Origin of the sequence: Jutongia hominis, assembly GCF_014384965.1 — a bacterium.
In the GTDB taxonomy this organism is placed as follows: Bacteria; Bacillota; Clostridia; order Lachnospirales; family Lachnospiraceae; genus Butyribacter; species Butyribacter hominis.
In genome coordinates this window covers 76,267-90,102 of the sequence record NZ_JACRSW010000016.1, presented here as the reverse complement: position 1 = coordinate 90,102, position 13,836 = coordinate 76,267, and the positions used below count along the sequence as shown (strand labels likewise).

Sequence of the window (13,836 nt, the reverse complement as noted above, 5' to 3'; positions counted from 1 at the left end):
GTCTTTGTGTTATAAATGAAATTATAGGAACTTCCAACTTTCGTTATACTCATAAAATTGTTCTCCTTTCTGCATAGGAGTCAGTAATATGCTCTGACTCCTACATGAAATACTTTTTAAAAATCTAATTCATTACCCGGATATGGCTCCATAATACACTTAAACTTTCCATTTTTTGAAATGCTTTCAACTTTCACCGAATCCTCAAATGTGACTGTCATCTGTGTATCGTAAGTTTTCCATTCAAACTGCGACCAGCTTACACCGTTACCGGTATGATCATAAGCCTTGATTGCATCGTTATATTGCTTTTTTTTGTTTTTCTGAATATTCCGGCACATTTTCAGTATTATTTATTTCCAACAACATTCTTAAACTATCCGGCACTCCATCTAACGCTTTTCTCCACGCTTCACTCTGTTGCTTTGCAACCGCCATCTCATGCTTTTTCCTTATTATTTCAATATTTCTCAAACATTTTAATGCCCGCATTAAACAATAAAACCAATTTTTTCAAACAGAAATTCACAATATTTATGCATATCCTGATTTCCGCTTCTTAAAACATAAGAAAACAAAGACTTTATATCTATATTTCCTCCCGTTCTTTCATATTGCTCCAGATAAAGTGAACGGAACTCTAAATAAGAATCTTGAATATAGTCACATGCCTGATTTATATCAAAGGCATCAAACGATTCATCCAATTTTGTATTCTGAAATTTCTGCTTATTTTCTGCATTTTGCTTTTGACTTTTGGCAACCATTTTGTCCCATTTTATCAGTTCCTCAAAACCTTTATTTAGCTTTTCCAATTCTTCATCCATTGACAACAGACGTCTTTTTCCACTCTCTGGATTATCGCATACATACACTTCTCTTGTTCCATTCCTATATCCTTCTACAATTTTTTGATACATAGTAGAATAGGCATATGCAGCTCCCATTCCAATATCATCGAAACCATATCCATTTTTACTTTCACGGATACTCTTTAAATATTTAGTCTCTTCATCCCATAATTCTTGAAGATAATCCTTTGACCAAGTAGTTTTAGGCACTGTTTCTCTAATATAATTTGCGTAACCAGCGTCTAAGGCAAACCTATCATGTATATATGCGTTTTCCTGATTTTCCCCATCGGCTTCATCTGAATGCCCTATCCTCCGGCATACGTCCTTGCCGGATGTTACGGTCATTTTTTCTTGCGATTCATTTGCCTTATGCTTTTTATGAGAAAGCTCTATAGTTTTCATATGATCGCCTTTTTGATGACCGTACAATGAAGATACGGTATTCTGACCAAAACCAATGTGCATACTTCTATTTCTCCAATCAGTTTATCTGAATTGTACCGTCTGCTATAACAAACTGTACATTCAACTCAGACATAATATCTTTGTGCTGTGTCCGGTTATATGCTAAAATTTCCCGGATATCACTTGCGTAATACTGATAGGTCAGATTCCCGCCCGGATTTAACTGAATTTTCAACGCCTAATCCCATATTAACTCCTTTTGTTTTGCCATTACGATAATCACAACCGCAACACTCCACAAAATATTTCATTATTCTGACCTAGTTTTCCCTTTTCTTCGGTCTTTTCGGCTGGTGATAAATCGCTGAACACTCTGCCGTCCTGCCAAGAACTGTTTTTTCCACTTCATTCCGGGCAATTCTCTCCACTACCTTCAATACCTTGTTTGTAATCTTTTCTTTCTTCAAAATTATAGAAATTGATACTATGCATATGTATCAAAACCTACCTTATTTTTAGTTGTCGCTTCTATAGCAATCATATTTTCTGTTTTTTTATCTTCTTTTTCTTTATCCTCTTTCATTCTCTCCAGCCATTTGTCAATTTCTGAATCCGTACCAGTCTCTCCAAAAATGCCACAGGTTGTCATTTCGGTTCCATTATTCGTAAACTTAAACTCCACTGATATCAGTTTACTACCATGACTTATTGCCGCCTTCTGTGCATTTCGTATAACATCTGGCATAATTGCTAAATTTTCCTCAAGCCATTTCGCAGTTTTTTCATCTCCACATGCCTTTTGCATTACACTTCTGTCAATCAATACAGAAGCATTTTTGCATGGAGTCAAACATTTATACTTGTTAGTCAAATACTTTGAATAGTCTGATACATTTTTAAACTTATTGGCTGAATTCATAGTGTATCCTGCATAATAATTCTTTTCACTATTCTTTGATGGCTTTACATTTTCATTTTTTACATTTCCGTATGTGTATGTATTGGCATACGATGATACTCCATTAATTCCCATACTGCATCTCTCCTTTCTATTTAGCCTTGATTTTTTATTTGCAGGCTATTGGGTTTTGTTCGATACGCTTACTGCCATTGTAAAATTTGCCTCATAAGAAGCTACTGCCTGACTTATTGTGACAGTCTTAGCAGACGAACTACTCTCAGCCACCAATCGAGTTCTGGCATCCTGAGCAGATAACCTTTTATTTTGCGCATATTCTTCATAAGCTGTTCTTTCCGCTTGTTTTTTCTGAATCCGCTTTTTTTCCTGTTGTTTCTTTACCTGATTTTCTATTCTCTTTTTATTTTCTATTCTGCGCTCCCAAAAACTATTTTTTGACTTATCATTAAAAATCTTCCCACCATTCCCATTGTTATAACCAGCACTCCACATCTCAGCATGACATTCTTCTTTTGATGCTCCATAATATATTGTAGAAAACGCTCCTCCGCATATACCGGACCATTTATCTGGTTGTGACCAACCCACTTGCAAATCATTTAATACCCATGCTTCATACTCTGGATCATTCTTCATTGCTTCAAAACCCGCCTCTGAAATTGTAACAGATATTGACTCGCCTGCTCTTGTGGGGTGCATTGGAATTTGAGATATTTTATTGTAAATGTACTGCTTGTATTCCACCATCGTCATATCTTTAGCAGACACAGAACCTATTTTTGAATTGCCCACTATACTTCCACTAGCTTCGCTCTTTTCTCTTACACTATCCGCAAACCTTGTATCTTCCTTCTCCTGATCTTTAGCCGCATTTTTCTGTTGGTACTGATTGTAAGCCCGTGTCATATAGTTCACATTAATTGCATTACTCATAGTAACCTCCTTTGCTTTCTTTATCGGATAAAATAACCTGTTCTCCTAGTCCCATATCATCAAACGACCATATTACGCACACAAAGACCATCTCTTTACAAGATGACCACTGCCTTAAATTCATTTTCATCGCAGGAAAGCACCATATCACCGCCATATTTATCCACAACTGCTTTTACATTTAACAATCCAATACCGTGATGATCCCCTCTTTTGCTCTTTATCGTGTCATTTTCAATTTCCACCTTTTCTGTCACCGGATTTCTCACCGCAAATATCAGTTTATGATCTTCGCACTCTAATTTCAGATGAATGACCGCTTTTCCGGTATTTTTCAGTACCTTTTCACTCTCCCGGATTGCATTATCCAATAAATTGGAAAGCAGAATCACAATCTCTTCCTCTTCCAGACAAATCTCCTGCAGATCCCCTACTTTTAGGATCACTGCTATGTGCTTCTCCTGCATGCTGCGGTATTTCTGGTTTAAAACAGCATTGACCACCGGATGGTTCGTGTTGATTGCCGACATCTCGACAGCTATGCTCTCTGTCAGTTTCTGCGTAAATGAAAGTGCCTCATCTGTGTGTCCATTCTTTATCAATGTCTGGATCGTGGAAAGCTGATTTTTATAATCGTGCATTTTTCTTCGCTGACGCTCATAGATTTCTTCCCGGTCCTGATAATCTGCAATACGATTTTTCTGATTTTGTTCCGTAAGTACCGCAATTTTTATTCTCTCTTCTTTTTCAATGGTATTCTGCATGAACTCCATAAGGATAAGGTTAATCGCAACCAGTCCCACCGAAAGAAATAAAAATACATTCTGCATATCATCGTTTTCTGAATAAAACATAAGAATGAAACCGACCACCGTAAATACAGGAACACAGAAAAACTGTAACCATTCTTTTCCTGTAATCAGACCGCAGCTTTTTCTTGTCTTGCTAAATCTTCTGATAAACAACATCAGAATGATAAAAGCCGTCTTTGATATCAGTGCCTGTAAAAACCATTTTTCTTGGATTGAACCTCCTCTTCCCAGCAAAACAGTCACATAATCAATCAATACAAGCATTGTATAGTTGATGATTGAAAATAAAAAACTCTGCCGGAAGGAGACCTCATAATAAGCCAGATTTAGGAAAGACATAACCAGTATAATCAGGATACATTTTAACATTCCGATCCATACCCCTGTGACTGCTGCCAGATAAAGCACTCCGCAATAAACAAAAAATCTGTATCTGTTCCTATATCCGCCATCTCTTTTTTCCATAAAAGTATCAAAAAAGTATAGCGTTCCTTTTACTTCCAGCATTTCCGCAATAAATGTCAATACCCAGAATGTCATGTTATTCTTCTCCCTTATACAGCATATATTCCCTCTTTACCTGTGCATATCGTGCCTTGGGAACCGGAATCTTTTTTCCTGTCGTAAGTGTCATCACATAACTGCTGATTTTGGTAATGTATTTCATATTTACAAGAAAACTTAAATGCGCCCGCACAAATCCCATATCCTTGAATTCATTTTCCAGTTCATCCAGTTTTTTATAAATCTGAAACGTACCTTTTTCAGTATAAAATACATTTTTGTGAAGTTCTGTTTCTATATAAATGATGTCATCTACATAGAGTTTTATCGTTCCCTCCACAAAACGAAATTCGAGAATCCTACTGTTTTTATTAATTTCTGCTATCAAATCATCCATACATTCTTCTATAGTATCTGCAAGGTTATCTTTCAGCAGAAAACGGCTTGCTTTCACCTTATATCCATCCAGTGCGTAATTCATGTATGCCGTCACAAGTACAACCGGAAGTTTTGGGTATTTTTCTTTGATCCTCATAGCTGTTTTCAGCCCATCCATCCCCTGCATATTGATGTCCAGAAATAATAGCTGACACGCTTCCAAAGCCGATTGTTCTTCGCATAACTGTTCTCCAGAATCATATTCTGTAATAGCAAACTCATAATTCTTTTTTTCACCATAGTCTGACAGCAAATCTGACAGATTTTTTCTGTCAGATATCCTGTCATCACAAATAATAATGTTCATATTTTTCATTCCTGTCTTTGATTGCTCTCATGCCTGTAAACCATACAAGTCTCACCTAGCACTCTTTATTATATCAAACAAATCTTTCACTCGATCATTCTCTGCATCAAATGACTATTTTGCGCATAGAACGACTATCTCCTATAGAAACGCAGAAGCACTGTATCTCAAACTCTTTGAAATACAATGCTTCCCTGCATTTTCTATATCGTCATGTTGATATTATTACTTTACTATCCAACACACTCTCTGGGAGTGACTGTATCTATCAAAAAAGAAGCCAGCAGTTTATTCACGCACTACTGACTTCCTATATTATTCATTTTATTTACTTCGTTGCGTCTCAGACAATTTTTTTATTTTTAAACATAACCTCTGTTTTCCCGCCATCCCTTTACATACCACCTGATTCCAACATATACCAGTTGCACGAATAATAAGAGAAATAGCAGATTGATTGGCAATACTGCCTTTATCCAATCCCCAAAGTAGATAGCTATTGCCATACTTACAAGTATCACCATTATGGTAATCATATCCCAACAGTATTTCTTATATAGCCCTGCAATCTTTATTCCGATGAATGCCAAAAGTATTCCCGCACCCACCAGACATCCACCACAAACCAGTATTCTTATCAGCCAATATACAATTCCGGCAATGACTGGATTGGATATTCCATCACTAATCTGTGCCATGTTCTTTCCTGTCAGTACAACCCAGCCAGCAATGGTCTGTGTAAAAGTTGCGATTGTAGCAAAGAATACCACGCAATCAGAAATAAATATTTTTGACCGTATCATCTGAAAAAGAGTAGTTGATACGGAATACCATATCAGCAGAAACATCAATGCTTCATACATGGCAGTTTTTGTTTTATATCTGCCTGCCAGTTTTTTTCTCTGTGTATCATACCTTTCCTTAGCTTTCAGATAAGCTGTCTGTTTACAATTCCCGCACTTTTGATAGAGCACCGGCTTTTCAACCGGTATCTCTACTTTTTTCTGATGGGAGAGTGCATAATCCCGTTCCTGTTCTGCCTGTCTCTGCTTATCTCGACATTCCTCTATCATGGCTTGAACGGTGTGCGTTTTCTCTTTCTCGCTCTGCAATAATTCTTTTGTTTTCCTCAAGTCGTTCTTTAAGGCTTGAATGTTCTCTGTTTTGTTCTCGCTGTTTAACTTCTCGTTCAAGGTCAGCGATTCGTCGAGCTGCACTTTCAGTTCCCGGATAGTCCGGTCTTTCTGGTCGAGTTCTTCCTGCATCTGCTCCGTCAGCAGTAGCAATTCTTCCAGTTGATCGTCGCTCTTTGAGTTTCTTAATTCGTTCATCAATCAACCTTCCTTTCTCTAATTGCTGTTCAAGTTCAGTAATTCGCTGTTCTGTTTCTGCAATAATCGATTCTCGTTGTTTAACTTCTGTGCTAATTCCTGCCATTGCTGATTTTCTGTCGTGAGTTTCCCTATCCTGTCTGCCTGTTTCTCCAACAGTGTCAGCAGTTCTTCTGTATCCGGCAAGATTTGAAGAAGCTCTGACAATCCGCTCTCTAATTGCTGCAATCGTTCTTCCTGCTCCTGAAAGCACATCAGCTTCTCGTCCTTTTCCTGTATCTCCTGAAGCATCTCTGCCATGATATTCTGCTGTTCCTCTATCCGTGTAATCATTGCTTCCATCATGGGAATTACTTCTTTGCTTTCTTCTAATGTCATTCAACCACTCCCTCCACATCGACAATGCACCGGATACCTTACCAAAGGTTGCAATTACCTTTTGCAGTAGTGCATTTTGTTTTTTAATCATCTGATTTTCTCCGACCTTCCATGAACCTTTCCTTATCTGTCCGGTGAGATATTTTTCCTCAATCATTCTTGCGTCTGCACCCTCATGGATAGTAGGGACTTTTAATTTGCCCTGTCTTTCATAAGAGCGGTGGTCAATCTGATTGTCTATGGATAAATGCCGGTTACACGTCTTTGCCCATTCGCTTCGCCATAACTCACAATTCTTTGGATTGTTCCAGCCGGTAGCGTCGGTCAGAACCCGTTTCCATTGTTTTCTGTTTCTTGCCCCAACTTTCTGTACTCCGTTTTCATCAAGTACTGGAATACGGATTCCATGACGGTCAGGATTTTTCTTATCCTGCCACCAGTCCGGGTGGGTTTCATCAACTACGATATTTCCGTCAGTATCTCTGACAAAATCCCAGTCCTTGACTTCTTTGTTGCCCCATGAGTGATCCAGATTGAATGGTCGCATGGTTACAAGTAAATGCACATGTGGGTTTCCATCACCCTTATCGTGTATGCTCCAGTCAGCACACATTCCCTTGTCCACGAAAGTTTTTTGAATATATTCGGTTGTATAATCAATCTGTTCCTGTCTGCTCCATTCTTTCGGCAGGGAAAATTCAAATGAGCGTCCAAGCTGTGCATCTGCATTTTTTTCTATCTTCAATACCTCATTCCATAGCCGCTGTTTCTGAAATGTGATTTTAAACTTTTCCAGTGCGGCTTCTTTATCATCCGCTTTTTTATAACGGATAGACTGTTGAAACCTTTTTATATTTTCTTCCGGTACATGCAGCCATTCAGGAGGTGCATTTTCGCACATCATCAGACTGGTGTAGACGACTTCCTTTTTGGAAGTATAGTAGCTGATTCTGCCTGTTTGCTCATTCTTCATCACATCTCCATTAAGATATGCCGATGCGGATATGACAGATTTTCCTTTACTGCGTCCGACAATCTTTACTGTAAAATGAAATATAGCCATGATACGATTCCCCCTTTCTGCCGTATCCGGCATTGATTTCCGACAGTGTCTTCTTCTGATTTAGCAGGAGTAGAACTGTCGGAACGCCCTCTGCGCAAGAGTGCCCCTGCGGCATGAGCAGGTCTGCATGAAATGCCCGCCGACGGAACGAGCCCGGCAAGCGTAAGCGCAGACCGGTTGCCACTTGTGGCAAACTTATAAGGACGACCTCTGGTTGTCCATAAGTGCGCCCTTCATTCAAAGGCAATGAAGGGAATGGAAAACCCACTCCCTCCGCCATTACACTTCCTCCATGTCTGTAACTGGTTCTTTCTGCATCGCTTTTGAGAAAAACTTCCCGTTTGTTTCCTGCCTTTTTAAGAAGCCGATCAGTTTTGGTAAATCTTCCTCCTCAATCGGACAGCCAAGAACCGATTCCACCGCACCGCCAATCTGACAGAGCCTATGGGTTCGTTTTTTACTTTCCTCGGCTTTCTTTCGTTTTTCCAGTTCCTTTCGCTGTGCAATGAGCTTTTTGGTAGCTTCGATGCTTTCCTGTTCCTTTTTCTCTAATGCAAGTATTCTTTCTTCATAAGTCTTTGTTGATTTCGCCATATCGTCTTCATCCTCTCTTTTTTCTGATAAACATTAGTTCCCGGTTGCATATCAGGAGAAGCACATGGTATAATCCTCTTGCGTGTAGGTATATCATGGCTTCGGTCTGATAGAACCTTTGGCGGTTTCGTAGGAAGCCGCCTTTTTAAGTTGCCACATTTCTTGTGACAGTTTTTACATTTCCTTTATCCCTCAGATCTCGCCCCTCGTTGGCTTCCATGAACTTTTCCAGAATGTCAGTTTTAATAAGGACTTTTCTTCCGACTTTTAATACCGGAAGTTTCTTCCATTCAACCAGCTTTCTCAAAGTGTTTCTGCCAATTCCTGTATAGTCGGCTGCTTCCTCGATGGATAATGCAATCTTTCTTTCCGTCATCTTGTCACCTCCTTATGAATTGCATTATGCAATTTCTGTTGTGCTGTTAGTATAGCGGTTTTATATTGTGTTGTCAAGCGTTATGAAATTTTAAAAATAATTATTATATTGCATATTGCAATTATGTGAGGTACATGCTATAATTCATACATACCGAAAAAGGAGGCAATCAGCATGAAAGATAAAGAACTACGCAAGCTGATAGGCAGCAGGGCAAAACAGCGTCGTCTGGAATTAAATCTGACACAGCCTTATGTTGCAGAGAAGATGGGAGTTACCGCTTCCACAATCCTGCGTTATGAGAATGGTTCGATTGACAATACCAAAAAGATGGTGCTGGAAGGTCTTTCGGAAGCACTTCATGTATCTATTGAATGGCTCAGAGGGGAAACCGATGAATACGAAACCGATATTACGGATAAGAAAGAATTACAGATTCGTGATGCAATGGGCGATATTCTCAAACAGTTACCTCTCGACCTTAGTAAAAAGGAAGATGCTTTTTCCAAAGATTTACTGCTGTTGATGTTAAAGCAATATAACCTGTTTCTGGAATCATTCCAGTTTGCCTGCAAGAATTACAAGGGCAACACGAATGAAGCTGATATTGCAAAAGTAATGGGGTTTGAATCGAATGATGAATATAACGAGATTATGTTTCTCCGGGAGATCACCCATACTGTTAATGCCTTTAATGACATGGCAGATATTGTAAGGCTCTATTCCAAGAAACCAGAAATGGCAGAACAAAGGCTTGCAAATCTTTTATCAGAAGTTTTGTATGAGGATTCTGAATCGGTATAGTAAGATAATCGGAGTTATGATATACTTACACGCAAGAAGCATTTCATCAGTTCCGATTGTCCGATGTCGAAAGGAGACATACAATTATGGCAAAAGGATCTGTAAGAAAAAAAGGAAAGAAATGGTACTACCGCTTCTATGTAGAAGATGCAAGCGGCAATCTGGTTCAGAAAGAATACGCTGGAACAGAAAGTAAAAGTGAAACGGAAAAAATGCTCCGTCAGGCAATGGATGATTACGAAAGCAAGAAATTTGTCGCAAAGACAGATAATCTTACTGTAGGAGAACTTCTTGATATGTGGGCGGAAGAAGAACTGAAAGTCGGAACACTCAGCAATGGTACAGTGGAAAATTATCTTGGTGCAATCCGTTGTATCCAGAAACATCCGATTGCAGAACGCAAATTAAAAACCGTTACTGCTGAACATTTACAGACATTTCTCGATCTGCTTACATTCGGTGGGGAATTTCCAGATGGAAAAGTGAGAAAAGGATACAGTAAAGATTACATCCATTCCTTTTCAGCAGTATTACAGCAGGCTTTCCGGTTTGCAGTATTTCCAAAACAGTTGATTACTTTTAATCCTATGCAGTATATTAAGCTGAAAAAACAGGCAGAGGATGTGGATTTATTCTCAGATGATGAGGTAGAAGAAGGCATACAGCCTATTTCCCATGAAGATTATGAGAGACTGATAGAATACCTCAAAGTAAAGAATCCACCTGCAATCCTGCCAATCCAGATCGCATACTATGCGGGACTTCGTATCGGTGAAGTTTGCGGATTGACATGGCAGGACATCAATCTTGAAGAACAATGCCTGACCATTAAAAGAAGTATCCGCTATGATGGCACAAAACATAAAAACATCATCGGACCAACCAAGCGAAAGAAAGTAAGGATTGTTGATTTTGGCAATACTCTGACCGAAATACTGAAAACCGCCAGAAAAGAACAGCTTAAAAGCCGGATGCAGTATGGTGAACTTTACCACCGCAATTTCTACAAGGAAGTACAGGACAAAAACAGAGTGTATTATGAATATTATCATCTGGACGGAACCGAAGAAATCCCGGCAGATTACAAGGAAATCTCCTTTGTCTGCTTGAGACCAGACGGATGTCTGGAACTTCCAAGCACACTCAGCATTGCCTGCCGGTCAGTTGCGAAACGACTGGACGGATTTGAGAATTTCCATTTCCACCAGTTGCGACACACCTACACAAGCAACCTCCTCTCAAACGGAGCTGCCCCAAAAGATGTGCAGGAACTGTTAGGACACTCTGATGTCAGTACCACAATGAATGTCTACGCCCACTCTACAAGAAAGGCAAAGCGGAACTCCGCCAGACTTCTTGATAAAGTGGCAGGCAACGACTAAATAAAAAATTCCCTTATTTCCCTTGCTGATTCCGCATAAGGGCAAAAATAAGGGAAAATACATATCATTTCACTATTTAAGGGGCTGGAAAGCCCGTAAAATAAGGAAAGTTCAAGAAATCTCTCCACAAATTCCGATTTGTTACGTTTACTTCAATTTCCATCTTCTTGCCCTTCGGCCAAGAGGCATCCCTCGCTCTAAAGAGCTCGGTCAATTCTACACTTCTGAGATTTTCAATGTCTCCGCTCCGTTCTTCGTTCCACTACGGTCGGTGCAAAACGGACATCCACCGGATGTCCTGCATCCTATTTGTGGTATGGTTCCCCATTCATGATCCGGTACGCCCGGTAGATCTGCTCTAAAAGCACCACACGCATCAACTGGTGTGGAAATGTCATTTTCGAAAAGCTTAAAAGTTCATTCGAATTTTGCAAGATCTTTTTGTCTAAGCCGATCGAGCCACCGATCACAAAGACCAGATGGCTTTCACCATGTAATCCAAGATTATGTATCTTTCTTGAAAAGTCTTCTGAAGGATATTGCTTTCCTTCGATTGCAAGAGAAATCACATAAGCTCCTTCTTTGATATATTTTTGCAAACGTTCTCCTTCTTTTTGGCGGATCAGATCTTCTTCATGCTCACTTGCATTGTCAGGTGTTTTTTCATCTGCTACTTCTATAATCTCAAGTTTGCAATAACGGCTCAGACGTTTTGTATATTCTTTGATTGCATCTGTAAAATACTTTTCTTTTATTTTTCCTACTGTTAAAATCGTGATCTTCATTTTTCTTCCTGTTCTGTAGTATTCTTTTTATAATAGTTTTCTTAATGATTCTAATACTGATATAATTCGACAAATTGTTTTTTAATTACGAGGTCAAAACTTCACGTTCCGGTAACCGATACCATTCCTATAAAATGAATGTGTACATTTATGTTCCTGTTCTTTTCCATCTTGGTTGAAAACAATCCTCTTATTTATGCATCAAAAGACGTTCATCCAGTGCCAGACTGACGCAAAGTGCCTGATTGATCCTATCAAGAATATCGTCATCCAAATGGCATACTTTTTCCCGCAAACGGGATTTGTCGATCGTGCGGATCTGCTCTAATAAGATCACAGAATCTTTTACCATATCATATCTGCTGACTTCCAAAGCAATGTGTGTCGGCAGCTTTGCCTTATTCATTTTTGATGTGATCGCAGCACAGATAACGGTTGGGCTGTGACGATTTCCTACATCATTCTGTATGATCAAGACCGGTCGGATTCCTCCCTGTTCTGAACCGACTACCGGACGCAAATCTGCAAAAAAGATATCTCCACGTCTAATATTCAAAACGTTCACTCTCCTTACTCTTTGAAGTATGTACTACAGGTTTCTCTTTTCCTATCTTTGCCATTTTTTCAAAAAGTATTCGCAAACGTTCCTCTTTTTTCTCTTTCAATCGCTATTTACTATGCTCCTGTCTGCCACCTGCCGATCGGAATAGATCGGATTTCCGATCAATAGTCAGGATAATAGTCTTTTGTCTCAATGACTTTTCCATGACGGTAATACACCCTTGGAATACGCTTTCCGATATCACAGACAAATTCATAATTAAATGAATGTGCCATGGCAGATATTTCTTCGATCGTAATGCAGCTGTCACCGTCTTTTCCAAAAAGCGTTACACGGTCACCGACACAGACATTATCAATATCCGTTACATCAACCATAAACTGATCCATACAGACTCTTCCAAGAATCGGAGCTTTTTTCCCATGAATCAAGACACTGCCCTTTCCTGATAAACATCTTGAATAACCATCCGCATAACCTACCGGGATCGTTGCTACCCTTGTTTTCTTCGTTGTCGTATAGGTTCCGCCATAGCCGATCTCCACACCGGGTTCTAATGTTTTCACATAAGATACATAGGCTTTTAATTCCATAGCCGGTTTTAGTGGCAGACGTTCTTTTTGTACTTCTTCGGATGGATATAAACCATACAGGCAGATACCATTACGCACCATATCCATCTGTACTTCCGGTGCTTCCATGATACCGGCACTATTAGAAATGTGTCGGATTCCAAGATCCACACCATCTTTTTCTAATGCATTTACCATTTTTGTAAATTTTGCAAATTGTTCATTTGCTTTTGTCTTATCTTTTTCATCCATACGTGCAAAATGAGAAAAACAGCCTTTGATCTCAATGCCCGGAAGCTTCGCGATCTGCTCGATTATCTCTTTGCTTTCCTTTGTGATGGCAAAACCGATCCGGCTCATCCCGGTATCTAATTTGATATGAATGTTTGCATTTTTATGCATTGCAACGGCTGTATCTGATATTTCTTTTGCCATTTCCATTGTAAAAACGGCTGTTGCAATATCATAGCAAATCATTGCCGGATATAAAGGTTTCGGGGTATATCCTAAGATCAGGATCGGTTTTGTAAAACCGGCTTTTCGAAGTTCGATCCCTTCTTCTAAGATTGCCACACCATAGGCATCGACAAGTTCATCAATCTGTCTGGCAACTTCAACGGCTCCATGACCATAACCGTCCGCTTTGACAATTGCCATCATCTTGGTATCTTTTTTTAATAATGCTTTTGCATTTTTTACATTTTCATATATTGCATCCAGATCAATATCAGCATACACTCTGTAATATTCTTTCATTTTTGGTTGTTCCCTTCCTGTCATTTAAGGACACAAAGACAAATCCTTTCTTTCGTGTTCT

18 protein-coding genes and 1 pseudogene are annotated in these 13,836 nt (G+C 39.2%); 2 read left to right on the top strand and 17 right to left on the bottom strand.

What is annotated here, in order from left to right; all coding sequences use genetic code 11:
* Positions 1-116: 116 nt before the first annotated feature.
* The 14 genes and pseudogenes from H8700_RS05275 to H8700_RS05210 all read right to left on the bottom strand — a co-directional run bounded on the left by H8700_RS05275 (position 117) and on the right by H8700_RS05210 (position 8,914).
* Positions 117-341 carry a hypothetical protein gene (locus tag H8700_RS05275; protein ID WP_249304030.1) on the bottom strand — a complete coding sequence of 75 codons (225 nt, stop codon included), beginning with the start codon at positions 339-341 and terminating at the stop codon, positions 117-119.
* Entirely contained in the window at positions 301-438 is a 138-nt protein-coding gene (locus H8700_RS05270; RefSeq protein ID WP_249304028.1) for a hypothetical protein, read from the bottom strand. Before H8700_RS05270 ends, H8700_RS05275 begins: the two co-directional genes overlap by 41 nt.
* Positions 439-491: 53 nt before the next feature.
* On the bottom strand, positions 492-1,319 hold the full coding sequence (locus H8700_RS05265; protein WP_117691150.1) for a hypothetical protein: 828 nt from the start codon (positions 1,317-1,319) through the stop codon (positions 492-494).
* Positions 1,320-1,335: 16 nt separating this feature from the next.
* On the bottom strand, positions 1,336-1,494 hold the full coding sequence (locus H8700_RS05260) for a hypothetical protein (RefSeq protein ID WP_155177831.1): 159 nt from the start codon (positions 1,492-1,494) through the stop codon (positions 1,336-1,338).
* Positions 1,495-1,579: 85 nt separating this feature from the next.
* On the bottom strand, positions 1,580-1,696 hold the full coding sequence (locus H8700_RS12425) for an AgrD family cyclic lactone autoinducer peptide (RefSeq protein WP_243142571.1): 117 nt from the start codon (positions 1,694-1,696) through the stop codon (positions 1,580-1,582).
* Positions 1,697-1,743: 47 nt separating this feature from the next.
* On the bottom strand, positions 1,744-2,292 hold the full coding sequence (locus tag H8700_RS05250; protein ID WP_006859190.1) for a hypothetical protein: 549 nt from the start codon (positions 2,290-2,292) through the stop codon (positions 1,744-1,746).
* Positions 2,293-2,337: 45 nt separating this feature from the next.
* On the bottom strand, positions 2,338-3,111 hold the full coding sequence (locus tag H8700_RS05245) for a hypothetical protein (RefSeq protein ID WP_117947340.1): 774 nt from the start codon (positions 3,109-3,111) through the stop codon (positions 2,338-2,340).
* A 95-nt stretch (positions 3,112-3,206) separates the two neighbouring features.
* Positions 3,207-4,463, bottom strand: a complete 1,257-nt coding sequence (locus tag H8700_RS05240; RefSeq protein ID WP_249304026.1) for a sensor histidine kinase — start codon at positions 4,461-4,463, stop codon at positions 3,207-3,209.
* 1 nt (position 4,464) lies between these two features.
* A complete protein-coding gene (locus tag H8700_RS05235) occupies positions 4,465-5,172 on the bottom strand; it encodes a LytR/AlgR family response regulator transcription factor (protein ID WP_249304024.1) in 708 nt (235 codons plus the stop codon).
* A 362-nt stretch (positions 5,173-5,534) separates the two neighbouring features.
* Complete coding sequence (locus H8700_RS05230; protein ID WP_118327427.1) at positions 5,535-6,245, bottom strand: DUF6040 family protein; 711 nt, start codon at positions 6,243-6,245, stop codon at positions 5,535-5,537.
* A complete protein-coding gene (locus H8700_RS05225) occupies positions 6,223-7,944 on the bottom strand; it encodes a MobA/MobL family protein (protein ID WP_118550355.1) in 1,722 nt (573 codons plus the stop codon). Before H8700_RS05225 ends, H8700_RS05230 begins: the two co-directional genes overlap by 23 nt.
* Positions 7,920-8,224 (bottom strand): annotated as a pseudogene (locus H8700_RS05220) (hypothetical protein). The gene H8700_RS05225 and the pseudogene H8700_RS05220 overlap by 25 nt, the downstream one beginning before the upstream one ends.
* Positions 8,224-8,538, bottom strand: a complete 315-nt coding sequence (locus H8700_RS05215; protein ID WP_118327425.1) for a relaxasome subunit MobC — start codon at positions 8,536-8,538, stop codon at positions 8,224-8,226. The pseudogene H8700_RS05220 and the gene H8700_RS05215 overlap by 1 nt, the downstream one beginning before the upstream one ends.
* Positions 8,539-8,683: 145 nt before the next feature.
* Positions 8,684-8,914: a helix-turn-helix domain-containing protein gene (locus H8700_RS05210; protein WP_008115699.1), complete on the bottom strand. Its 231-nt coding sequence runs from the start codon at positions 8,912-8,914 to the stop codon at positions 8,684-8,686.
* 174 nt (positions 8,915-9,088) lie between these two features.
* On the opposite strand from H8700_RS05210, the gene H8700_RS05205 reads away from it, so the two are divergent.
* Entirely contained in the window at positions 9,089-9,718 is a 630-nt protein-coding gene (locus H8700_RS05205; protein WP_004613261.1) for a helix-turn-helix domain-containing protein, read from the top strand.
* An 86-nt stretch (positions 9,719-9,804) separates the two neighbouring features.
* Positions 9,805-11,100, top strand: a complete 1,296-nt coding sequence (locus H8700_RS05200; protein ID WP_118326635.1) for a tyrosine-type recombinase/integrase — start codon at positions 9,805-9,807, stop codon at positions 11,098-11,100.
* Between the two features lie 305 nt (positions 11,101-11,405).
* On the opposite strand, the gene rlmH is transcribed toward H8700_RS05200, so the two are convergent.
* From rlmH to alr, 3 genes are all read right to left on the bottom strand, one after another.
* Complete coding sequence (gene rlmH / locus H8700_RS05195; protein WP_249304021.1) at positions 11,406-11,885, bottom strand: 23S rRNA (pseudouridine(1915)-N(3))-methyltransferase RlmH; 480 nt, start codon at positions 11,883-11,885, stop codon at positions 11,406-11,408.
* Between the two features lie 190 nt (positions 11,886-12,075).
* Positions 12,076-12,435, bottom strand: coding sequence for a type II toxin-antitoxin system PemK/MazF family toxin (locus H8700_RS05190; RefSeq protein WP_408610848.1), 360 nt, complete (start codon positions 12,433-12,435; stop codon positions 12,076-12,078).
* Positions 12,436-12,608: 173 nt separating this feature from the next.
* The gene (gene alr / locus H8700_RS05185; protein ID WP_249304019.1) at positions 12,609-13,775 is read right to left on the bottom strand and encodes an alanine racemase; all 1,167 of its coding nucleotides are present in this window, start codon (positions 13,773-13,775) and stop codon (positions 12,609-12,611) included.
* Positions 13,776-13,836 lie beyond the last annotated feature (61 nt).